The sequence below is a fragment of the Rothia nasisuis genome (genome assembly GCF_928381405.1).
Taxonomy (GTDB): Bacteria; Actinomycetota; Actinomycetes; order Actinomycetales; family Micrococcaceae; genus Rothia; species Rothia nasisuis.
The window spans coordinates 64924-87536 of the sequence record NZ_CAKMSB010000002.1; the positions used below are offsets into that span (position 1 = coordinate 64924).

Sequence of the window (22613 nt, forward strand, 5' to 3'; positions counted from 1 at the left end):
ATTAGTTTTCCTTTTCGAGAGTCGTCAGCGTCTTGAGCGGCCTGTCGAGTTGCCACTGTACATAGTCCATAATATGCCCGCTCATCCGCTGTCTAAAGGCTAGCGACGGAGTCGGGGTGAGAGCGTCCCAATGCCCGCTTGCAAGAGCCGCCAGATAGGCCGGGGACTGCGGTGGCAAGGGGGTGAGACGGGTAAAGGCTCCTGCGCGGGAGCAGGCGGTGCACAGCGCACCGACTTCCGGAGAAAAATAGTTAACAGCCTGCTCACCGCAGCTACCACAGTAGGTGATTGCCATGCTCCAGCCCGCAGTATGCAGGGCTCGCAGAAGATAGGAATCAAGGACGCGGTGGGGCGGCAAAATACCTTTGGCTAGTGAGGAAAGCGCCCCGGCAAGCAGGGAAAACTGCTGTTGAACACGGTCAGTCTCATGATTGAGTACCTGCTCAGCCACCTCACTTATCACGGTGGCTACCGTGAATCGCACATAGCTAGCTACGATGGGCCCCAGGTAGGCCCTCCGGGTGACAACCTGTGCAATGGTGGCTAGCTTCTTACCCTGAGCTGCCGAGATATCTACCAGCATGAAGGGTTCGAGCCTGGCACCGACCTTAGAGGATGGCCTGCGCACCCCCTTAGCCACAGCGTGTAGCAGACCGTGATGCTGGGTAGCTAAGATGACGATGCGGTCGTGCTCCCCCAAATCCTGGGTACGCAAAACAATAGCGCTATCACGAACTGTCTTGGTCGTTGAAAGCGCTGAAGTCACCCTTCTATTGTGCCACACCCCGCAGACTTTGAGCTTTTACCGGGCAAAAAGCTCAAAGAGGCTTATTCAAAAGTCTCTAAGATAGCTTCGGGCACGGCAACGGTGAACTAACCTTCTTGCCTGGTTCGCTGACGTTCACTCGGCAATTCATGCCAGACCCAGCCAGTTCACCTTTCTGCCGCGCCCCTTAAGCTATCAGGCTTTTGAATAAGCCTCACAACATCACCGAATATAGTTCAGGGCCAGCCACCCTGCCCAGGTGGCTGGCCCACAGATCTTGTGAGAGCTAGCTATCGGCGTCTCTCAGCGTGCGGTTTACAGCAGAAATCATAGCCTTGAGCGAAGCTCGCGTAGTGGAGCTGTCAATACCGACTCCCCAGAGCACACGGCTACCTACGGCGGCCTCAATATAAGAGGCTGCCTGCGCGTTTGCTGCTGATGCTAGGGTATGTTCACTGTAGTCAAGCACACGGACGTCCACGCCCTCCTGAGCCAAGATAGACTGCAATGCTTCGATGGGGCCGCTACCCACGGCTGAACGGTTGTAGGTATGCCCATCGATGTTGAGGCCCACGCGCATGGTAGTTTCACCGTGTTCTTCTGAATCGATGGAGAGCGACTCGATGCGGTACTTGCCCCAGCGGCTTTCAGCCTCACTACTGGGCAGATACTCATCGGCGAAAATATCCCAGAGGGCCTTACTGGCGACCTCACCGCCTTCAGCATCTGTGCGTGCCTGCACAATAGCTGAGAACTCCTGCTGGGCGCGCTTAGGCAAGTCCAAGCCAAAGTCCTTTTTGAGCAGGTAGGCTACACCGCCCTTGCCAGACTGCGAGTTCACCCGGATCACGGCCTCGTAGGTGCGGCCCAGATCCTTGGGGTCAATTGGCAGGTAGGGTACAGCCCAGGCCAGCTCTTCCACGCTCTTACCCTGCTCGGCAGCGTCCTTATCCATACGCTCAAAACCCTTCTTGATGGCATCCTGGTGGGAGCCAGAAAAGGCGGTGAAGACAAGGTCGCCACCGTAGGGTGAACGCTCATGAACGGGCAACTGGTTGCAGTACTCAACCGTGCGCCGAATCTCGTCGATATCCGAGAAGTCAATCTCTGGGTCGATGCCCTGCGTGTACAGGTTGAGGCCCAGAGTCACGAGGTCAACATTGCCGGTCCGTTCTCCGTTGCCAAAGAGACAGCCCTCAATGCGGTCTGCACCAGCCAGATAACCCAGCTCGGCCGCAGCAACACCCGTTCCACGGTCATTGTGGGGGTGTAGGGATAGCACTACGTGTTCGCGGTTGGTCAGGTGCCGGCTCATCCACTCGACCGAGTCAGCATAGACATTGGGGGTTGCCATTTCAACGGTGGCAGGCAGGTTGATAATAACCTCGTTACGTTCACCAATACCGAGCTCATCGGTCACGGCGTTGCAGACACGCACAGCGTATTCAAGTTCGGTGCCGGTAAAAGACTCGGGCGAGTACTCGTAGATAACCTTGGTGTCACCGGCCAGTTGTTCTTCGTACTTCTTGCAAAGACGGGCACCGGTGAGGGCGATATCGAGAATGCCGTCCTGGTCCTGGTTAAAGACCACACGGCGCTGAAGCACCGAGGTGGAGTTATAGAAGTGGACAATGGCGCGCGGAGCGCCGTCAATAGCCTCGAAAGTTTTTTGGATAAGATGCTCACGGCACTGCACCAGCACCTGTATGGTGACGTCGTTAGGGATGTGGCCCTCTTCAATGAGTGTGCGCACAAAGTTGAAGTCAGTAGCTGACGCTGAAGGGAAACCAACCTCGATTTCCTTATAGCCCATCCTCACAAGCAGCTTGAACATGGCCAGCTTACGCTCGGTGTCCATAGGATCAATGAGGGCCTGATTACCGTCGCGCAGGTCAACAGCGCACCAGCGGGGCGCCTTTATCATGGTCTGATCAGGCCATGTGCGATCGGGTAACGATACCTTAATCTGCTGGTCAAAAGGAACGTACTTGTGTACGGGCATGGGTGAGGGTTTCTGATAATTCTTCATGGCTTTACCTTAGTCGGTGGTGAGGGGATAGCCCGGGTAGCACTGACCCGTAGCGAAGCTACACCCGGGGCGCTTCGCTACGGCAGATAAGCAACTTATGAGTCATCTCACGCATACACTCACGGTACCACGGATGGAAAAGGGGCAGGACGCTTTAGCCCGCCCCCTTCCATATGATGAAATATTTTTTAGTAGCCGAAAGACTGCTGACAGGTCACCTGGTCAGCGGTTTGGCCGCTCGCTCCCCCGGCGATTTCTGTGCTGGAAGCCGAAGCCGAGCCGTCCTTGGCTACATCAGAGCCAAGTATCACCGCGACACCCGCGTACTGGTCAGAGGGGATGAGGTTGGTAATTCCGAAAAGATCAGCAATTGCCTGAGCCTCAGACTCATAGCCGTAGGGGTAGTAAATCTCTGAAGCCGTATATGTATCCTGCGCCTGTGCGGTCGTCACATTGGTAAAACCGGCCTCCTCAAGGGCTGACACCAACTCGTCAGCTACACCCTGCTCGCCGGTGGCATCTGTGACGCTGACCCCAAGGTCGTAAGACAGGGCCGCGGCAGAGCTCGTTTCAGGGGTGGTTTCACTGGGCGTGGGTGTTTCTGAATCCACCAGTGACTGGTCATTCTGAAGCTTTGAGAAGAAGGTCTGAGCCTCAGCAGAAAGCTGTAGCTTATTCTCGTCATAGGCATAGGGCTCGTTAGGCACCGTGGCAAAAACAACCCTGCCCAAATCTACGGTTGCGAAGATGGAACCTATAGACACCAGGTTACCCAGGTTGGTCAATTCCTTATCTACGGTGGCGTTCTGAGTAATGGCCTCAGCAATACTGAGAAGCATACGCGGGTTGGAGAGGGTACCTTCTGACTGCACCTTGCGTAAAAGCGAAGCCAGGAAGCTCTGCTGGGCCTGAATACGGGCAGTATCAGAGCCGTCGCCAAAGCCGTGCCGTGAGCGGAGGAAGGCGAGGGCCTGCTCCCCCTCAACCGTGGAGGTCCCTGCAGGTAGCTTGAGACCGCTGTAGGTATCGTCGATTGGCTCAGTGACGCATACCTGAACACCCCCTACCACGGTAGAAAGTGCCTTAACCGCGTTGAAATCGACCAGCATAAAGTGGTCAATGGCCACACCGGTTAGATTGCTTATGGTGGCCACGGTGCATCCGGGGCCACCGCGGCCTAGGGATTCATTAATCTGAGTGTCGTCCGTAGCCTCGTATACCTCACCGGTCTCGGGGTCTGTGCACTTAGGAATGCTGACCATGAGGTCGCGAGGGAAGGAAATCACATTGACCGTTGAGCGGTCTTGGCTGACCTGAACCAGCATCATCACGTCTGAGCGGGCTCCGGCATCTTCTGCATCGCCGTAGGCGCTATTGCTTCCCGAGCGTGTGTCAGAACCAATCACCAAAATATCTAAGGGCCCACTCGCCAAGTTTGAGGAGAGCTCACCAATATTCATTTCAGCCGTCTGCACATTGCTACGTAAACGGAGAAGGGCAAAGCCACCAAGTGCCAGCACAAAAACCAGCAGGGCGACTAATGACAGTGCCATCCAGGTGTTACGCCGAGACTTGAGCGGTTCGTTGCTCATATGACGGCCAAGTGGCGCTACACCGGTGAGCGAAGTGGGGGTGGGTTGCTGACCCATGGTCGCCATAGCAGCTTATCTCCGTTTCGGTGACGATTGTGGGGGTGGGGTATCAAAATAGTCAGTGTAGTGCTGAAACTGAAAATTTGATGGGGAGGGGTCTGGGCAGAAGTTTAGAAACCTAACTTTCCCAAAGCGCGGGGGTCACGCTGCCAGTCCTTAGCTACCTTGACATGGATAGAAAGGAAAACCTTGGTTCCTAGCAACGCCTCGATATTCTGACGGGCGGTTCGTCCTATTTCCTTCAGACGAGCACCCCGCCTGCCGATAATGATGCCCTTTTGCGAATCACGCTCTACGTAAAGATTCACATGGATATCGAGTAGGGGGTTATCTTGGCTACGGCCCTCGCGTAGTCCCATCTCCTCAACTGTCACAGCCACAGAGTGGGGTAGCTCGTCCTGAACGCCCTCAAGCGCTGCTTCGCGCACCAGTTCGGCCACGAGGGTTGCCTCTGGCTCGTCAGTGAGTTCACCGGTGGGATACAGCGGCGGAGAGGTCGGCAGATGGGAGGCAAGTAGCTGGGCTACCTCTTCAACCTGATAATCTTTCACAGCAGAAACGGGGATGATGTCTGCCCAGCCACCACGCCCGTCACTGACCGCTGGGGTCTGCTGAGTACCTTTGGCCCTGGACGCTGCGGGGCCGCTCCCCTTGCGGAAAGGGAGCTCTTGACCCTGAGCTTTACGCTCCAGCCGTTCACGGCGCTGAGCGCGAGTAGCACGCTCGGCGCTCATAATTTCATCGCCCAGGGCAGAAACGGCAAGCAACTGCTCGGCCAGTGCCTCGTGACTCACCGTATCGGCCTTGGTCACAATCGCCACGATGGGCTTATTACCCGAGGCTGCAAGTTGCTGCGCGATGTAGCGGTCCCCGGGGCCAATTTTCTCATCGGCAGGAATGCAGAACCCAATAACATCGACCTCGGAGAGAGTTTGGGCCACCAAATCGTTAAGACGCTCACCCAGAAGGGTGCGGGGGCGGTGCAAACCTGGGGTATCTACAAGGACCAGCTGAAAATCATCCCTGTGCACAATGCCGCGAATGGTGTGGCGGGTCGTCTGAGGACGGTTCGATGTAATTGCTACCTTCTGCCCGACCAGCGCGTTGGTCAGTGTTGACTTTCCGGCGTTGGGGCGCCCAACAAGCACAGCAAAGCCAGCGGTGTAATCATCGGGAAAAGGCGCAAAATCCACTCAGCAGCTCCTGGGGTAGGTCTCTCGATTTCTCTAGCCATCACTTTACAGGCTGGCTGACTGTAGCGTTGGGTAAAACTCGCATCCTACCCACCCTTCGCGGCTCTATGTGACGAAACAGGCAGAGGATACCTCAGCCTACCTCACGGCATACTAGCGGTCAGGCGCCGGTTCGCCAACGGCCACATCATGCGGCTGCGCCCAGACATGCAGGGTACCAATCTTATTACGGCGGCCGCGGGAACCGACCGCCCGAATGTGTATACCCTCAACCTCAACCTCGCTACCGATGATAGGGACGCGACCCAGATGCTTAGCGAGTAGCCCCCCGACTGTATCGACGTCTTCGTCATCAATCTCTCTGCCAAAGAGATCACCTAGCTCCCAGATGCTGAGGCGGGAACTAATCTTGAACGTTCCGTCTTCCTGCATGGTGATCTCGGGTTTTTCTTGGTCGTACTCATCTGAGATATCGCCGACCAGCTCCTCGATGAGATCTTCAAGAGTGACCAGACCAGCGGTGCCACCGTACTCATCAATCACGATAGCCACATGTGTAGACTCTCGCTGCATCTCCTTGAGCAAATCCATGACCCGTTTAGACTCGGGCTCGAACCTAGCCGGGCGCATCAGGTGTGATATTGCCGGGGTAAGAGTGCCCGAGCGAACCTCACGAATGGCCGCGACGGCGTCCTTGAGATAGAGTATGCCGCGCACATCATCGAAGGAATCTCCCAGAACCGGCACACGCGAATAACCTGACCGAAGAAAGAGCGAGAGCGCGTCGTCCAGGGGCTCATCAATGTTGATTGTCACCATGTCGATGCGAGGAACCATCACGGAGCGTATACGGGTCTCGTCAAGCTCGAAGATAGATTGAACCATCTCGGCCTCATCGTTCTCAATCGCCTCAGAAGTACTGGCTCGATCAACAAACTCGAGAATCTCATCCTCAGTGAAAATACCGACCACCCGCTCAGAATCACGGGGGCTGAACTTGCGAGAGAGAGCAGTGAGCACCGAGGAGAAAGGGCGGGTTAGCCTACCCAGAGCATAGACCACCCCGGCCATAGCCAAGAACACCTGTACGTGCTTAGTACGTCCCACCAGGCGGGGTGCCACACCAAAGAAGGCGAAAACCATTGCGGTCATCACCAGTAGTGTCACCAGTACACTCACCCAGGTTCGGTTGAAAAGACCCTGAATCATCACAAAGAAACAGACCACAGCAGAAACCTCTGCTAGCACACGCCAGATGCGAAGAGACCTGAAATAGGGTTCGGGGTCAGACAGGATGACCTGCACGCTCTTTTTACCCGACTCCTCGGCCAGTCCCTGGGCCTCAGAGCGGGGCAGGTAGGTATAGGACGATTCGACCGCTGTGAAAAGGTAGCCCACAAGCACCAGTCCAAGAACAGCAGCAGCAAGAAGAAAGGACGTTACCATAGAGCCTAATGCCTCGTCTCAACGGGTGCAGGGCGCCCTAGGAATTCTTCGAGAATACTTCGCTGGATAGCGAACATCTCAGCCTCCTCTTCGGCTGTAGCGTGATCGTAACCTAGGCAATGCAAAATACCGTGCGTTGTGAGTAGACAGAGCTCATCGAGGGTCGAATGGCCAGCCTCAGCCCCCTGCCGGGCTGCAACGGGTGGGCAGAGCACAATATCACCCAAAACGCCGGTGGCCGGTTCTGCGGGAGTGCCCGGTGCAAGCTCATCCATAGGAAAACTCATCACATCGGTGGGCCCAGACAAGCCCATCCATTCAAGGTGAAGCCGCTCCATTTCGCTCATACCCACCACGCTGATTGAGAGTTCAGTTTCGGGCGATACATGCATCCGGTCAAAAGCGTGGGCGACCAGGCTTTCGAGCACCGTAATATCGACAGCTGCAAAGGATTCACGGACCTCCTGCGGAGCGTCCGCGCCTACCTCTTCAATCTCAAATTCCAGATTCATAGTTTTTAGGATTTCTCTTTATCAATGTCAATACCTGATTGTGCAAGCAGGCGCTCAGCAGCAGCCTCGATAGTTTGACGCTTGACCTTGCGGTTACGGCGGCGTTCCATGGAGGCCTTAGCCCCGTCCCATTTATCATAGGCTGAGACGATATCAGAGACGAGAGAGTGGCGCACCACGTCCTCAGAGGTCAGCAGGGAGAAATGAATATCGTCTAGGCCGTCAAGAATATTGCGTACCTGCTTGAGGCCCGAAGCCTGCCCGCCGGGGAGATCCACCTGGGTGATGTCGCCGGTAATCACCATTTTGGACCCAAAACCCAGACGGGTCAGGAACATCTTCATCTGCTCCACCGTGGTGTTCTGAGCTTCATCCAAAATAATGAAGGCATCGTTGAGGGTACGGCCGCGCATATAGGCTAAGGGCGCTACTTCAATCGTGCCGGTCTCCATGAGTTTGGGGATGGTCTCGGGATCCATCATGTCGTGTAGAGCATCGTAGAGAGGGCGCAGGTAGGGGTCAATCTTTTCGCTGAGAGAACCGGGCAGAAACCCCAGCCGCTCCCCTGCTTCAACCGCAGGTCGCGTGAGAATAATACGGTTGACCTCTTTGGCCTGCAGGGCCTGCACAGCCTTAGCCATAGCCAGATAGGTTTTACCGGTTCCTGCAGGACCGATACCGAAAACCACGGTATTGGCATCAATCGCATCAACATAGGTTTTCTGATTAATGGTCTTGGGGCGAATATTCTTGCCGCGTGAACTCAGAATGTTCTGGCTGATAGCGGTAGCGGGGTGGCTGAGCGAATCCGTCATCATCCCCATGATGCGCTTGACAACCTCAGAGGTAACCTGGGTGTCATTCTCCACCAGTACGGTCAGCTCAGCAAGCAGGCGCAGAATGGTTGTTACCGCTTCTGATGGCCCAGTAACGACCACATCAAGGCCCTTAGGGTGCAAGGTCAGACCGGGGAAAGCCTGTTCAATGAGGGCGATATTGCCGTCATGGGGGCCAAGAACGGCGACCATTTCTTCGGTGGACCTGAACGAGAAGGTTCGGGCGACGGAGAGGGGGCGGCTGGTAGCGCTAGGTGCTGTAGTCATAAGGCCCTTGAGCGGGCGTTCAGAGCTCCTTGGTCATCAAAAGGGTGGGCTACTGTTGAGCCCTACTCTACCTGCCACAGTTTGGCACCGGACCGGTTTGAGCGGGCAGCGATTAAGAAGTTCAGGTTTTGTTCAGCTCATGACAACCGGGCGCTCCTTGAGCTATCTACCCCGTCCGCCCTACCAGCGGCCCAAAGATACGTTGAGGACTGAAAGAGCGGCGGCACCGGCAGTTGAGCTACGGAGCACCTCACTGCCCAGCAGGACGGTGTGGGCACCAACGTCCTCAAGAAGCTCAAGCTCCTGAGAGCTAATGCCACCCTCAGGCCCCACCACAAAGTAGACCTCGCGCACCGTCTCGGTCAGGTGCTCACTCAAAACTGCGGTCAGCCGGGAACTAGCCTGCTCATGCAACACAAGAAAGAGAGCACTGGACCCCAGCTCCAGGGCCAAAGCTGCCAGGTCGCGAGTGGAATGCGCCTCGTAGACCTGCGGTAGAAAAGACCGGCGGGACTGCTTAGCGGCAGCTCGTACCGTATTTTGCCACTTGGCGTGGGCCTTTACGGCCCGTTCCTTCTTCCACCGAACGATAGAACGATCAGCGCTCCAGGGAACAACTCCATGCGCCCCGAGTTCGGTTGCCATCTCGATAGCCTGAATATCGCGGTCCCCTTTGGCCAGAGCCTGTACTAGATAAACCTGTACGTTCTCATCTTCCCGCTGGAGGGAGAGTACGGTGAGCCCCAAGCCGTCGCCCACCAGGTGGGTAACCACCGTGACAGCCCGGTTGCCCTGACCATCCACCACATCAATGTTCTCACCGAGCTCTGCCCGTTTGACGGTTTTGGCGTGGTGCCCCTCGTCCCCGGTGAGCTGGTAGACAACGCCCGGAGCGAGGGCAGAAAAATCAGCTGGGTCAATGTAATAGACAGGGTTGCTCATAGGGCCTACTTGAGATGGTCCTTAAGACGTGAGAAAAAGCCGCCCTGCTTATGAGTAACGGTCTCGCTCACCTCCAGATCTTCACCCCGGAGCTGGGAGAATTGCATTAGCAGCTCCTTCTGCTCATCGCTCAAGTTAGTAGGGGTTCTCACCTCAACCTGAACACGCAAATCACCGCGGCCGACCCCGCGCAGGTGGGTGACCCCCAAATCTTTAAGAGTGATAACGTCACCGGCTTGGGTGCCGGTAGGAATCTGCACCTGCTGGGGGCCATCAAAGGTATCTAGGGTGACGGTAGTGCCCAGCGCTGCTGCGGTCATAGGGACACCAACCGTGGCAACCAAGTCGTCACCATCACGACTAAAGGTGGGATCGGGGTTCACCCGCAAGTCCACATAGAGATCCCCGTTGGGGCCACCTGCCGTACCAGCCTCCCCCTGGCCTGCCAGCCTAATACGGGCACCATTGGTGACACCGGCTGGAATCTTGATTGTGAGCGGCTTGCGCTCGCGTACGCGACCTTCGCCGTAGCACTCCGCGCAGGGATGCGTGATGACGGTTCCAAAGCCACGGCAGGTAGGGCACTCAACGGGCTGTACAACAGTGCCCAGAATTGACTGAACCTGACGTTGCATGTAGCCCTGCCCCTGGCAGGTCTGGCAGGTCTCGGGGTGGGTGCCCTCAGCAGTACCCTCGCCATGGCAGAGGTCGCAGGTCACCGCAGTATCGACAGTAATAGACTTGTTCGCGCCGAACACGGAATCCCTAAGGTCAATACGGACGTTGATCAGCGCGTCCTGCCCCTGGCGTACGCGAGATTGGGGGCCGCGCGGTGAAGTATTGAAGAAGGTATCGAAGATATCTTGGAAGCCACCAAACCCGCCGCTGAAGCCACCGGCGCTTCCATAGCCGCCTGCCGTACCGTTTTCGTTGCCGGTCTGGTCGTAGATACGGCGCTTATCGGGGTCAGAGAGAACATCATGTGCCAGGGAGACCCGTTTGAACTCCTCAGCAGCCTCTTGCGAAGGGTTAATATCTGGGTGGAGCTGGCGAGCCTTCTTACGGTAGGCCTTTTTGATTTCTTCGGGGCTGGCGTCGCGAGAAACGCCCAGGGTTTCGTAGTGGTTGCTCACAGTGTTCTCTTTCAGATGTGTTCTTTGAACTGGTTGAGGGGCTAATAGGCTAGGCCTGATCCAGAATTTTGGAGAGGTAACGAGCCACAGCGTTGACCTTGGAAGCGGTTCGGGGGTAATCCATACGGGTAGGGCCCATCACTCCCACATGGGCCGTGCCCCCGGGGCCATAGCTGGCGGCAACCACCGAGGTTTCAGCCAGTGACCGATCCCGGTTCTCAGAACCAATAGATACCGCAAAACCGCGTTCGTCGTGGTCTAGGTCGGTGAGTAGTTTGAGAAGTACTACCTGCTCTTCAAGTGCATCAAGCACCGGAGCGATGGAGCCGGTGAAGTCGATGGTTGACTCAGCCAGATACGCCGTGCCTGCGATGACTACCTGCGACGATGCTGCCTCAGCAGCCAGGGCCAGCAAAGCTTCAATAACGGCATCTGCCAGTGTCTGCTCCACCGTGGAGTGCAATCCACCTGCTACCAGCTGTTCAAGAGGCCGCCCCACAGCGATCTCGAGAAGTTGCGCACGAAGAGTAGCTAAATCTTCGGGGGTGTGCCCGGCAGTAACCGTGCGCTGGCTGACCTGACCAGAGTCGGTTATGAGGACCAGGAGTACGGTTGACGTAGCGAGCGAGATAAGTTCAATGTGACGCACTGATGCTCGTGGGCCGTTCGGATACTGCACCAAAGCTACCTGGTGGGTGAGCGTTGAAAGCAAACGAACGCTGTTTCTCATCATATCGTCTACTGATTCGGCGCTGTCGAGTAGCGTATGAATAGCGCGTTTTTCAGCCGGGGAAAGCGGCTGTAGGGCAGAAATCTGATCAACGAAAAGTCGGTAGCCCCTATCTGTGGGCACACGCCCTGCACTCGCGTGGGGTGCTTGGATTAGCCCCTGTTCCTCAAGCGCGGCCATATCATTACGCACCGTGGCGCTGGAAACCCCGAGCTGGTGCCGTTCAAGGAGGGTCTTAGAGCCGACAGGTTCACGCGTATGTACGTACTCTTCAACAATGGCTTGGAGTACCTGCAATCGCCTGGGGTGGTTCACGGCACCTCCTAATCATTGCAATTCTTTGAGCTGGTTTCAGTCAGTTAGCACTGCTGTGATGGGAGTGCTAAGTTACCCGATTAACTCTAATACTGAGTCGGTTAGAATCAGAACTTGGTACGCTCACGGCTAAGGTCACAGAGCGTGGTAACTACCGCTATGGGGTGAGGAGAAACAGTGGACTATAGAGACTCGTGGGGCCAAACTGATTTGGGGCGATCCCACCGCTCTACCCTACGGCAGGTTACCGTGGCTAGGGGTATGGTGCTTGAGGACGTTGCCACCGGTTTTGTGGGAATGGTAATCGGCCTGCGTGCGGCCGGGGCAGCTCTGCAGGTAGGCCTTGAAGACCGCCACGGGCGCATCAAGGCTTTTCCCTTAGGGCCTGGGTTTCTCTTAGAAGGCCAGCCTATAGACTTAGTTCCCCCAGCCGCAAAACCGCAATCTGCCGCTACCCGACAAGTTTCTCGCTCAGGATCGATAGCGGTGGAGTCAGCCCCGGCACGAACCGCCCGAGCCAGTCGTATCTGGGTTGAGGGCATCCACGATGCTGAGCTACTTGAAAAAGTGTGGGGGCACGATCTGCGGCTTGAAGGCATTGTAGTCGAACCGCTCCACGGTGTGGATGACCTGGCCGGTGCGGTTGCGGCCTTTGGCCCTGCCCCGCACCGCAAGCTGGGTATCTTGGTTGACCACCTGGTTGATGGATCAAAAGAGTCCCGTATCGTGCAGCAGGCCATGTCACAAGCAGATGTGGCTGATAACGTCCTGATTGTTGGGCACCCCTTTGTCGATATTTGGCAGGCGGTAAGGCCCTCCGCCATAGGCATTACCGCCTGGCCAACCGTTCCCCGCAGCGAAGAGTGGAAACAGGGCGTGCTTAAACGATTGGGGCTCCCCCATGCCACACCTGAGGACGTACGTGCAGGCTGGGACAGCATCCTTGGCAGAGTCTCGACTTACACCGATTTAGAACCGGCCCTACTCGGTCCGGTCGAGCATTTAATTGACTTTGTGACCCTTGAACCAGAGAGCTAGTGCACCGATGAGATACATGTGACCGGCAGTGTGACCAACATCGTGTGCTTCAGATGCGCAAAACTGGTTTATCTCTATACCCAGCCTCCTAGGCTTTAGCTAAACTGGTGTGGTGTGGGCTTTGAGCCTTCCGGTTTTACACCACTTGTTTTTAACCCCAAAAAGAGAATTTTCTTGAAGACCGCAACAGCACCTTCTCAGACCGCATACAAGGGATCCCCCGCAACCGCCACCCACCTATCGGTGACCTCAGACCGTAACATTGCGACAGTCGCCCACTTTGGGGGTGTACTGGGGTGCATTCCTTCCGCCGTTATTTACTATCTTTACCGCGGCCGCGGCCCCTTTACTGAGCAGGAATCCCGTGAAGCTCTCGATTTCACCCTGCTACCTACTCTGGTTCTTGCCCTGGCAATTGCGCTCAGTAGCCTACCGGCCGTCGGCTGGTTTTTCGGTTTGACCGCCGCTTTGACCTGGACCTATCTTGCAGTCTCAGCTCTGATTGCTGGCATCAAGGTAAGCCGTAGCAACCCCCACCAATACAGAGGGAATACCCGTCTGTTCTCCAAGCTACTCGCTCGCAAGATGAAAAAGTAGTAGCTAGAACCTGGGTAGGGGGCCGGGCACGTATGGATACGTGCCCGGCCCCCTACCGTTAAAAATCTACATTTGCGGCACAGGTTTTTAGTCTGTCTCAGGTAGTAGCTCGCGGGTCACGGCATCCCCCAGTAGCCTGCCTTGGAGGGTTAGCTGCACGCGGCCGTCCACGCGGGCATCAGTATCAATGAGCCCCTGAGCCTCTAGCCAGTCCAAGGACGCCGCAATCTGACTTTCATCGCCCCCCTCCAGCAGGCGGGCAATAGGCAGGCCGTCAATGACTCTAACCATGAGCATAATGTCTTCAAACCGTCTGCTTTCGGGGCTCAGTACTTCGCGGGCAGCAGCCGGGCTCAGCCCCTCCCGCACCCGGCTGGCATAGGGAACCGGGTGCTTGAGGTTCCACCAGCGGGTGCCATTCACATGAGAATGGGCTCCGGGGCCAATGCCCCACCAGTCCTGGTTGCGCCAGTAGGCATAGTTATGGCGCGAGCGAGTCTGTGGGGTCTTAGAATAGTTTGAAACCTCGTACCACCGGTAGCCAGCCTCGGTCAAAATCTGCTCAGCCAGCAGATACATATCGGCCATCAAATCCTCATCGGGCATCTCATAGTCGCCCCTGCGAATCTGGGCAGCCAGTTTAGTTCCCTCCTCAACAATCAGGGAGTAAGCCGAAATATGATCGGGGTTGTAAGACACCGCTGCTCGTAGCGACTGTTCCCACTGAGCCAGAGACTCCCCCGGCGACCCATAAATGAGGTCAACCGAAACCTGAAGACCAGCCTCCCGAGCCCATGTAATCACCTTGGGCACATTGGCTGGCGTATGGGTGCGGTCAAGCACCTCAAGCACTTCTGGAACTACCGACTGCATACCGAATGACACCCGGGTAAACCCACCGGCCTTTAGCGTGAACAAATCCTCCCGTGTCACAGAATCGGGATTGGCCTCTGTCGTCACCTCAGCTCCTTCTTCAAGACCAAAAAGGTCTATAGCCTCACGCAGAATGCTCACCAAATCCACAGCCGGCAGTTTAGTGGGGGTACCACCCCCGAAAAAAACCGTAAACAGCTTACGACTCGGTGCCCCTGACTCTCGCAATACCCGCCGGGCAAAGCGAAGCTCGGCCATGGCGTCCTGGGCATAGGTACCCAAGCCCACGCCGTTACCGAAATCCTCGGTAGCGTAGGTATTGAAATCACAGTAGCCACACCGCACCGAACAAAAGGGCACGTGCACGTACAAAGAAAAATCGCGCTCTAACAGGCAGACGGCAGAATCAAGAGGGATTCTGCCGTCCAAAGGAGCCGGAGCGCCCAGAGGCTGGGCTGGCATTACTTCTTGCCCTTGTCCTTAGACTCTTCACCCGAAGACAGGGCAGCGATGAAGGCCTCCTGGGGAACCTCAACACGACCCACCATCTTCATACGCTTCTTACCTTCCTTCTGCTTCTCTAGCAGCTTACGCTTACGCGAAATATCGCCACCGTAACACTTGGACAGAACGTCCTTACGCATGGCTCGGATGTTTTCACGAGCAATAATGCGGGAGCCTATAGCGGCCTGAATCGGCACCTCGAACTGCTGACGAGGGATCAGCTCACGCAGCTTACCGGTCATCATCACGCCGTAGGAGTAGGCCTTATCGCGGTGGGTAATCGCCGAAAAGGCATCAACCTTCTCGCCCTGCAAGAGGATATCGACCTTAACCAAATCAGCCTCTTCCTCACCGTCAAACTTCCAGTCCAGCGAGGCGTAACCGCGGGTCTTGGACTTGAGCTGGTCGAAGAAGTCAAAGACAATTTCGGCCAGGGGCAGGCGATAGCGCAGCTCCACGCGATCCTGGGAGAGGTAGTCCATGCCACCCATGGTGCCGCGACGGGACTGGCACAGCTCCATAATGGCACCCACAAATTCGTTGGGAGCAATGATGGTACAGGCCACCATGGGTTCACGGATGGTGGCGACCTTGCCCTCGGGGAACTCAGACGGGTTGGTCACTCGCTGGGCGGTGCCGTCCTCGGCTACAACATCATAGATGACGTTGGGGGCCGTAGAAATCAGGTCGAGGTTAAACTCACGTTCCAGACGTTCGCGCACAATCTCAAGGTGCAACAGGCCCAAAAAGCCGCAACGGAAACCAAAGCCCAGAGCTGCTGAAGTTTCAGGCTCGTAAATCAGCGCGGCATCGTTAAGCTGGAGCTTATCGAGAGCATCGCGCAGGGCCGGGTAGTCAGAGCCGTCAATGGGGAAGAGGCCCGAGAAAACCATGGGCTTGGGGTCCTCATAGCCGCCCAGCTCCTCGGCGGCGGGCCTATGGGCTCCGGTAACGGTATCACCCACCCGGGAAAGGCGGACGTCCTTCACACCGGTAATCAGGTAGCCCACCTCGCCCACACCCAGGCCTTCGGTGGGTCTGGGCTCCGGAGAAATCACACCAATTTCGAGCAAATCATGCTCAGCGCCGGTCGACATCATCTTAATCTTCTGGCGGGGCTGTAGCTTACCGTCCACCACGCGAACGTACGTGACAACGCCGCGGTAAGAATCGTAGACCGAGTCAAAAATCATGGCGCGGGCGGGGGCATCGGCGTGCCCCTCAGGGGCAGGTAGCAACTCAACAATCCGGTCAAGGAGTTCGGGCACCCCCTCGCCGGTCTTACCTGACACGCGCAGAACGTCCTCGGGGGCAACTCCAATCAGATTGGCTAGTTCTTCGGCATACTTATCGGGCTGGGCAGCGGGGAGATCTATTTTGTTGAGCACCGGAATAATGGTCAAATCATTTTCCATGGCCAGATAAAGATTGGCCAGGGTCTGGGCCTCAATCCCCTGAGCAGCGTCGACCAGCAACAGCGCACCCTCACAGGCAGCCAACGAACGTGAAACTTCATAGGTGAAGTCCACGTGACCGGGGGTATCTATCATGTTCAGCGCGTAGTTGACACCGCCCACTTCCCAGGGCATACGCACAGCCTGAGACTTGATAGTGATGCCCCGCTCACGCTCAATATCCATACGATCCAGGTACTGAGCCTTCATCTCGCGGGGAGTTACCACACCGGTTGCCTGCAACATGCGGTCTGCCAGAGTGGACTTGCCGTGGTCAATGTGCGCAATGATGCAGAAGTTACGGATGATAGACGGGTCAGTCGCCGCAGGTTTGGGCGGATTGGTCGCCATGGGTGACACGTGGGTGTTGTCCTTTCACGACAGCAACAGGCAGTACCTATCTGCCAAGTCTCAGACGGTGTAGAAATCGATTAACCAGTTTCTCATACTCTTGCCAGTGTGTGTCAGTGCCCGCGCCGGGGCTAAGCGATTATTCTAGTGACCATGAAGATCAATATGAGAACTATCAGTCAGGCGCTCAATCTGGGCCAGAAAGTCTACCGGGAATGGAACAAGTACCAGAAAAAGAAAAATGGCCAGCAAACCTCGCCGCGTACCTCTGAGCCTCAGGCTGGCAGGGACGCCGGAGCCCGTTCCAACGGACAGGGGGACTTTGGTGCTTTTGGCACCCAGGCCGAGCAACAACGTCCTGCCGAAACAGCCCGCCCAGCGCCTCCTTCTAACCCGTACGCCAGCGGTAGCCCCTATGGAGAAGCCCAGCCTTCCTCTGATAGCGGTAGCTGGCAAAACGGTGGCTACCCTGGTGACTACTTTGGCTCTGTAGCCTTCGACTACTCCCCCGCTCTTGACGGGGACGCCGACCCCGGTGAGATTGTGTGGGCCTGGGTTCCCTTTGAAGAAGACTATAGCCAGGGCAAGGATCGCCCTGTGCTGATTGTTGGCCGTTCAGATAGCTACCTGCTTGGCCTGATGTTGACCAGCAAGGACCACACCGAAGGTCGCGGGGCTGACTCTAACTACCTCGATATCGGCTCCGGGGTGTGGGACAAAGAAGGCCGAGACTCCGAGGTCAAACTTGACCGTGTCATCCAGCTGAACCCGGGAGGGATTCGCCGCGAAGGGGCCGTGATGGATCGAGCCATCTTTGATGCTATCGCCCAGGCCTTTCAACAGCGTTGATCCCAGCTAAATTGTTGCCTATATCTCTGCTCTTATCTTGATACTAGCTGGTACAGTTAATGTTTGTGTGTCCGATGGTCATCGGGCACTGCTGAACCGGTTGCCATAGGCATCCCCACGCCGCTCAGTCGATAACCGGTCAGCGTAGCCCTCACCGACCAATTAGACAAAAACAGAAAGTTTTCAATCGTGGCTAACATCAAGTCCCAGAAGAAGCGCATCCTCACCAATGAAAAGGCTCGTCTGCGTAACAACGCAATCAAGTCAGATCTCAAGACCTCCATCCGTAAGGTCAACGAGGCAGTTGCAGCTCAAAACGTCGAGGCAGCAACTGACGCCCTTCGTGTTGCGAACCGCAAGCTGGACAAGGCTGTTTCTAAAGGTGTACTGCACAAGAAGAACGCAGCCAACAAGAAGTCCGGCCTGACCGTACTCGTTAACAAGCTTTCCTAAGTTCTGGTTTCCGGCCCCTCTAGCCGGTGTCTAAGAGCGAAGTGACACAGCGCCCGCCCCTTAAGGGGCGGGCGCTGTGCTTTATGGCTATGAGGAGGCGCGTGCTGCTTGAGAAATTGCTAAAACAGCTTTTTCGAGCGGGTAGAACGAGTCAACGTTCTCACCTTTGAGCTGAGCGTCTGTATCTGCCAGAAGGGCAAGGACGCGGGCTAGATCGGCCGGTGCAAAGCGGCGTGAATCTCGCTGGGCGGCTTCAATCTGCCAGGGAGCCATTTTGAGGTCCCCCGCTAACTGATGTGCGTTCCCCCGAACCCCGTAAACTCGCGCGATGTTGCGCATCCGCATAGCCAAAGCGCCCAGTATAGGAATGGGGTCGCTGCCGGTATCAAGGGCCTGACGCAGGAGCTTGATGGCCTCACGGCGGTTCCCGGCTGCCGCTGCATCGCCCACTTTGAAGGCAGTGACTTCGGTTCGGCCACCAAAATAGCGGTCGATGGTATCAACTGTGATGTTACCGGGTTCATCGGCGATGAGTTGGCGGGCGGCTGAGGCTAGCTCAGCGATATCACTTGAGGCCATAGCGAGAGCCTGTGCTGCCGATGAATCAATGGTGCGGCCGGTTGCCCGGAACTCATGGATGACAAAGTCCAGGCGGTCGCGCTCGTTTTTGAGGGCTTTACACTCGACAACCGGGTAGGCCTTGTTTGCTTTGATGGAGTCGATGAGCTTTTTACCCCGATTGCCCCCCGCATGGTGCAGAATAATCAGGGTTGAGTCGTGTGGTGCCTGCAGGTAGGTCAGGGCATCGGCAAGAAAGGCCTCACTCATCTGAGCTACGTTTTCTACTTCGATGATTTTGGGCTCGTCAAAGAGGGAGGGGCTGGCGACCACCTCCAGCTGACCTATTCGGTAGTCCTTAGCTGAGAGCGTTGTTAACTCGTAAGTGCCGTTAGTTTCTGCAAAGAGTCCGCGTAGACGCTGCCTGGCGCGGGAGACAAAATATTCTTCGGGCCCATAGAGCAGGACGACCGGGGCTGGGGTGACGGTGCGCCATCCGGTGGTGGAGCCGGTTGAGCGAGTGCGGGGTGAGCGAGCCATGTTCCTCCTTGTATGCTCTCCTATCTTGTCAGATTCTGGGAGCTTGTGCAGGTTCAGCGACTGGTCGCAACAGTGAGCCCCTGGTGGCCAGAAGTGACAGCTATATGCCCGTGGGTGTCGGTTCGCAGTGCGGTCAACTGCCGCTCGGCCAGGTAATCGGTGATCTCATGGTGGGGGTGGCCGTGGGGGTTATCCCTACCGACCGGAATCAGGGTGAGAACAGGTTGGGTAGCGGTGATGAGGTCTGTTCCGCTACTCGCTGACCCGTGATGGGCTATTTTCAGGACGTTAGCCTCAAGGTCACCGGCCGATAGTGAGAGCAGACGGTGGGCAGCGTCCGCCTCAAGGTCACCGGTAGAGAGCACGGTGAGGGAGCGCTGCCCCGGGCCACGAGGTTTCACCGTCCAGTAAATGACCAGAGAGGTATTGTTAATTCGGGATGACGAGCCAGTTTTCCCTGGAACCTGCTGGGGTTCTGCCGGTGGCCATAACACCGTACCGTGGGTGTTGGATTCCTGATCAGCAGACTCTGGGTAACCGTGGGGGCTACCGCTATGACCGGGCCCGCTGTGGCCCTGCTGTTGAGAACTCTGCTCTTCCGTGCCCCCTATGCGGCGATGGTTGCCGTCTCGACTCAGTTGCAGAGCCCCCATCAGTTGCCCATCGTAGTGGGCTGAGGTCATAACGGGTGCTGAGGGGAACCGCTGGCTGATGTGCTGAACAGCTCCGTCGTGATCGCTGTGGGCATGAGTGAGTACGATGGCATCGAGCTCTCTGACACCTGCCCAGCTGAGACACTCTGTCAGAGCAGAGTAGTTATTACCGGTGTCGAGCAGGTAGGCAGATTCAGGCCCGGTCCTGATAAGGTGGGCATCCCCCTGCCCCACATCACAGCTGATCCACTGCCAGGTCGTTGGCGCTACAAGCTGGCTACCCGCCTGCCGTTGAGCCAGTAGTAGCACCAGCAACAGGCCTATGGCCGCTAGGAGCAGGTTACGAAGTAGCTTCTGGTATCTCACAGGGACTCCCCTCCCTGCACCGTCATCAGCTGAGGTCTGCGATAGTGCTTCTGACCATTGACTCGGTGGTCGTAGATTAATAGAGCTACAGTGAGACCCGCAACAACTAATCCAGTAGCGGTAAGGGTAGCCGGATTAGTCTGTAAGGCTAGCTGGCTTGCGGGTAGCCCCCAACAAAAGTCTGCGACGCTCTGCACCGCTCTGCCTCCCAGGGCACCAAGCTCACAGAGAAACATAATCATACCCTCGGGAAACCCAAGCGCGGTTGCTACAAGCACAGCCAGCCCGAACAGGGTGACCGGTGCAACCCAGGGTGCTGCCAGTACATTTGCGAGCACAGTGTAGGGGTACAGTGAATCTGAAAGAAGCAGGACGACCGGGGCGCACCAGAGTGAAGCCGCTAGAGGCATAGCAACCAGGTCGGACAGAAGCAGAGGGAGCCTATGACTGAACAAGCGCGAAATAGCTGGTGCAAGAATCAGAAGTGACGCGGTGGCAACCACAGAGAGCACAAACCCAAAAGAGGTAGCCAGCGGAGGCGAGAGAATGACCAGGGCTACAACGCAGGTGGCAAGTAAGGCTGTGCGGTAGGTACCGTGGCCCAGAACCATACCTAATGCCCCCAGCACCCCCATGGTCCAGGCTCTCACCACAGAGCCGTCGGGGCCCACCAAGAGTGCATACACACCGGTAGCAGCGAGCGAAAACAAAATGAGCATGCTTCTGCGACTTACCAGTGGGTACAAGGTACGGTAGATCAGCACAAAAATAAGCGTGATATTAGAGCCTGATACAGCAGTCAGATGGGTTAGACCAGCTGCACGCAACGACGTTAAAGCTTCGGGGCTCAAACTGGAATCATCACCATAGCCCATGCCCAGCAAAAGCCCTGCTGAGTCAGGGCCGATTCGAGCGACTGCATTTTCTCTGACCTGGCGCTTAAGACTGAAGGCAGCCGGCTCCCGGTCAGGAGGTGCTACGAGATGAATATTCCCTTTGAGCCGATAGTAGGTTCCACTGGCCTGTAGGGTTCCCGTACCAGATATCTGAGTGCCGGGGGTTACTAGCGAATCTGTATAGACATGGACCGTCACCGTCAAACTGTAGTCATGCCCTCGATGACTGATACCCTCTGTTTTCACCGTGGTGAGGTGACCACCCAGAGGTGCCAGTTCAGAATCCACCACGCTACCCTTGATACGGACTCCCTGCCCATTGAGGTTGGTGAGAGTCTGCCACTGGCTACTGTAGCCCCGAGCAGTGATATTGACTCCTTGTAAGGAGCAGAGTAGAAGAGCTAAGAGGCTAATAGAAACCGTATTCTGAGCCAGCGTTCGTAGCCACTCGGGGGAACCTGCCGGTCGCAGAAGGCTAATACTACAGGCCAGAGCACAAGCTAGAACTAAACAGATAACCACCATCAGGGTGCTGACCACTCCGCAGAGAATCCACAGGGAGGTCAGTACCCAGGCACAACCTACTGGAATGAGAAGACGGGCATCTAAGTGGCGGGGCTGTAGGCGGCGGTGTTCAGCTTTTTCTTGAGCACTGTGCCACCGCCTTAACAGCGCGTGATGGGCCTTTCTCCATCGAAACGAGAGACCCGTTAGCGGGCTCATACTGTCACCAGGGGTCGCAGGGCCTCAAGGGTTGCCGGCCCAATCCCTGAAACCTGGTCAAGCTCGTCCACGCTGGTAAAACCGCCGTATTCCTCCCGCCAGCTAATAATAGCCTGGGCTAGTACAGGCCCAACCTTAGGCAGGGTTTGAAGCTCTTCGGCAGTAGCTGTGTTGATATTCACCATACCGCCTGCACCCTGATTCTGAGGGGCGGTTGCAGCACCTGACTGAACCCGCCCAGGGTTCTGAGACAGATTTGTGGTGTCTTCACCCTGTACAGGAATGTATACCTGGGTGCCGTCCTCAACCTGACCGGCCAGGTTGATAGCTCCGGTGTTGGCCTCAGGCAGCGGCCCACCGGCAGCCTCAACGGCCTGGTGGAGCCTGCTACCTGCAGGCACTTCGTACACGCCGGGGCTAACTACTGCTCCGGTGATGTGTACAACGATTACCGGGGGTGGAGACCCCAAGGCCGAAGCTGACACAGGGGCGGTAACCGGTGATCGATCGGCCTCCTGCCCACCATCTGAACCACCCATAAACTGAGTGCCATCCCCCTCGGTAGAGGGAGCCGGTATTGGCAGGGTCTGCTGGCTACCTGCTGACCCAGGCACTGTTCCACCTGCACCAAAGCCTCCTGTCAGTAGGGGCCAGGCCAGCACACCTGCCAATATAACCACAAGGACGATGAGTGCCCCGGTCGGCACCTGCCAGCGGGTCACGGAGCGGTGAGGATCGGCTAAAGACTTGTTAGTGTGCTTAGGTGTAGCCTCGAGAGCCCGCTCCAGTAGAGCGCGGTGCCGTGGTGAGCCAGATTTACTCCCCGCAACAGCTGTCGTGGACACGCCTGAGGATGTCTCTTCACTCTTGCGTGAGCTAGCTTCGGCTAAAGGCCCGTCTTCCTGCTCTTGCGAGGCTGCTCTTTGGGGCCCCCGAC

20 protein-coding genes are annotated in these 22613 nt (G+C 56.6%); 4 read left to right on the forward strand and 16 right to left on the reverse strand.

From position 1 onward, the window contains the following. Window position 1 precedes the first annotated feature (1 nt). The 10 genes from recO to hrcA all read right to left on the reverse strand — a co-directional run bounded on the left by recO (window position 2) and on the right by hrcA (window position 11821). The gene (gene recO / locus L6966_RS01800; RefSeq protein ID WP_237224923.1) at window positions 2–766 is read right to left on the reverse strand and encodes a DNA repair protein RecO; all 765 of its coding nucleotides are present in this window, start codon (window positions 764–766) and stop codon (window positions 2–4) included. A gap of 286 nt (window positions 767–1052) precedes the next feature. Then, window positions 1053–2795 (reverse strand): 2-isopropylmalate synthase, encoded by a 1743-nt coding sequence (gene leuA / locus L6966_RS01805; RefSeq protein WP_237232781.1) that lies wholly within the window; start codon window positions 2793–2795, stop codon window positions 1053–1055. Between the two features lie 188 nt (window positions 2796–2983). Continuing rightward, window positions 2984–4453, reverse strand: a complete 1470-nt coding sequence (locus L6966_RS01810; RefSeq protein ID WP_237232782.1) for an LCP family protein — start codon at window positions 4451–4453, stop codon at window positions 2984–2986. A 104-nt stretch (window positions 4454–4557) separates the two neighbouring features. After that, window positions 4558–5640: a GTPase Era gene (locus L6966_RS01815; RefSeq protein WP_237224920.1), complete on the reverse strand. Its 1083-nt coding sequence runs from the start codon at window positions 5638–5640 to the stop codon at window positions 4558–4560. 153 nt (window positions 5641–5793) lie between these two features. Further along, window positions 5794–7086, reverse strand: coding sequence for a hemolysin family protein (locus tag L6966_RS01820; protein ID WP_237224919.1), 1293 nt, complete (start codon window positions 7084–7086; stop codon window positions 5794–5796). A 5-nt stretch (window positions 7087–7091) separates the two neighbouring features. Beyond that, window positions 7092–7598, reverse strand: coding sequence for an rRNA maturation RNase YbeY (ybeY, locus tag L6966_RS01825; RefSeq protein WP_083091053.1), 507 nt, complete (start codon window positions 7596–7598; stop codon window positions 7092–7094). A gap of 5 nt (window positions 7599–7603) precedes the next feature. After that, entirely contained in the window at window positions 7604–8701 is a 1098-nt protein-coding gene (locus L6966_RS01830) for a PhoH family protein (protein ID WP_237224918.1), read from the reverse strand. A 180-nt stretch (window positions 8702–8881) separates the two neighbouring features. Continuing rightward, window positions 8882–9643: a 16S rRNA (uracil(1498)-N(3))-methyltransferase gene (locus L6966_RS01835; RefSeq protein WP_237232783.1), complete on the reverse strand. Its 762-nt coding sequence runs from the start codon at window positions 9641–9643 to the stop codon at window positions 8882–8884. Between the two features lie 5 nt (window positions 9644–9648). After that, complete coding sequence (dnaJ, locus tag L6966_RS01840) at window positions 9649–10776, reverse strand: molecular chaperone DnaJ (protein ID WP_237232784.1); 1128 nt, start codon at window positions 10774–10776, stop codon at window positions 9649–9651. Window positions 10777–10825: 49 nt separating this feature from the next. After that, window positions 10826–11821: a heat-inducible transcriptional repressor HrcA gene (gene hrcA / locus L6966_RS01845; protein ID WP_237232785.1), complete on the reverse strand. Its 996-nt coding sequence runs from the start codon at window positions 11819–11821 to the stop codon at window positions 10826–10828. A 177-nt stretch (window positions 11822–11998) separates the two neighbouring features. Here hrcA and L6966_RS01850 point away from each other — a divergent pair, with 177 nt between their 5' ends. Both L6966_RS01850 and L6966_RS01855 read left to right on the forward strand, forming a co-directional pair. Continuing rightward, window positions 11999–12859 (forward strand): DUF3097 family protein, encoded by an 861-nt coding sequence (locus L6966_RS01850; protein WP_237232786.1) that lies wholly within the window; start codon window positions 11999–12001, stop codon window positions 12857–12859. A gap of 174 nt (window positions 12860–13033) precedes the next feature. Continuing rightward, on the forward strand, window positions 13034–13456 hold the full coding sequence (locus L6966_RS01855) for a DUF4870 domain-containing protein (protein ID WP_237224913.1): 423 nt from the start codon (window positions 13034–13036) through the stop codon (window positions 13454–13456). 87 nt (window positions 13457–13543) lie between these two features. Here the strand turns inward: L6966_RS01855 and hemW are convergent, their stop codons facing one another. After that, entirely contained in the window at window positions 13544–14791 is a 1248-nt protein-coding gene (gene hemW, locus L6966_RS01860) for a radical SAM family heme chaperone HemW (protein WP_237232787.1), read from the reverse strand. Further along, entirely contained in the window at window positions 14791–16647 is a 1857-nt protein-coding gene (gene lepA / locus L6966_RS01865; protein WP_083091060.1) for a translation elongation factor 4, read from the reverse strand. The genes hemW and lepA overlap by 1 nt, the downstream gene beginning before the upstream one ends. Before the next feature lie 156 nt (window positions 16648–16803). Here lepA and L6966_RS01870 point away from each other — a divergent pair, with 156 nt between their 5' ends. Then, a complete protein-coding gene (locus L6966_RS01870) occupies window positions 16804–17487 on the forward strand; it encodes a type II toxin-antitoxin system PemK/MazF family toxin (RefSeq protein WP_083091061.1) in 684 nt (227 codons plus the stop codon). A 189-nt stretch (window positions 17488–17676) separates the two neighbouring features. Beyond that, window positions 17677–17940 carry a 30S ribosomal protein S20 gene (rpsT, locus tag L6966_RS01875; protein ID WP_083091062.1) on the forward strand — a complete coding sequence of 88 codons (264 nt, stop codon included), beginning with the start codon at window positions 17677–17679 and terminating at the stop codon, window positions 17938–17940. Between the two features lie 87 nt (window positions 17941–18027). Here the strand turns inward: rpsT and holA are convergent, their stop codons facing one another. Genes holA through L6966_RS01895 form a run of 4 tightly spaced genes read right to left on the reverse strand, consistent with a single transcriptional unit; the run spans window position 18028 to window position 22521 of the window. Next, on the reverse strand, window positions 18028–19038 hold the full coding sequence (holA, locus tag L6966_RS01880) for a DNA polymerase III subunit delta (RefSeq protein WP_237232788.1): 1011 nt from the start codon (window positions 19036–19038) through the stop codon (window positions 18028–18030). Between the two features lie 53 nt (window positions 19039–19091). After that, window positions 19092–20057 (reverse strand): ComEC/Rec2 family competence protein, encoded by a 966-nt coding sequence (locus tag L6966_RS01885; protein ID WP_180377804.1) that lies wholly within the window; start codon window positions 20055–20057, stop codon window positions 19092–19094. Beyond that, window positions 20054–21676 carry a ComEC/Rec2 family competence protein gene (locus L6966_RS01890; protein WP_237223900.1) on the reverse strand — a complete coding sequence of 541 codons (1623 nt, stop codon included), beginning with the start codon at window positions 21674–21676 and terminating at the stop codon, window positions 20054–20056. The genes L6966_RS01885 and L6966_RS01890 overlap by 4 nt, the downstream gene beginning before the upstream one ends. Further along, on the reverse strand, window positions 21673–22521 hold the full coding sequence (locus L6966_RS01895) for a helix-hairpin-helix domain-containing protein (RefSeq protein WP_237223901.1): 849 nt from the start codon (window positions 22519–22521) through the stop codon (window positions 21673–21675). Before L6966_RS01895 ends, L6966_RS01890 begins: the two co-directional genes overlap by 4 nt. Between the last annotated feature and the right edge of the window lie 92 nt (window positions 22522–22613).

Excerpts from the sequence above, each read along its gene's own strand:
- leuA (WP_237232781.1), bottom strand. The coding sequence starts at position 2,795 with ATGAAGAATTATCAGAAACCCTCACCCATGCCCGTACACAAGTACGTT.
- L6966_RS01810 (WP_237232782.1), bottom strand. The coding sequence starts at position 4,453 with ATGGCGACCATGGGTCAGCAACCCACCCCCACTTCGCTCACCGGTGTA.
- L6966_RS01820 (WP_237224919.1), bottom strand. The coding sequence starts at position 7,086 with ATGGTAACGTCCTTTCTTCTTGCTGCTGCTGTTCTTGGACTGGTGCTT.
- ybeY (WP_083091053.1), bottom strand. The coding sequence starts at position 7,598 with ATGAATCTGGAATTTGAGATTGAAGAGGTAGGCGCGGACGCTCCGCAG.
- L6966_RS01830 (WP_237224918.1), bottom strand. The coding sequence starts at position 8,701 with ATGACTACAGCACCTAGCGCTACCAGCCGCCCCCTCTCCGTCGCCCGA.
- L6966_RS01835 (WP_237232783.1), bottom strand. The coding sequence starts at position 9,643 with ATGAGCAACCCTGTCTATTACATTGACCCAGCTGATTTTTCTGCCCTC.
- hemW (WP_237232787.1), bottom strand. The coding sequence starts at position 14,791 with ATGCCAGCCCAGCCTCTGGGCGCTCCGGCTCCTTTGGACGGCAGAATC.
- L6966_RS01870 (WP_083091061.1), top strand. The coding sequence starts at position 16,804 with ATGAGAACTATCAGTCAGGCGCTCAATCTGGGCCAGAAAGTCTACCGG.
- holA (WP_237232788.1), bottom strand. The coding sequence starts at position 19,038 with ATGGCTCGCTCACCCCGCACTCGCTCAACCGGCTCCACCACCGGATGG.
- L6966_RS01890 (WP_237223900.1), bottom strand. The coding sequence starts at position 21,676 with ATGAGCCCGCTAACGGGTCTCTCGTTTCGATGGAGAAAGGCCCATCAC.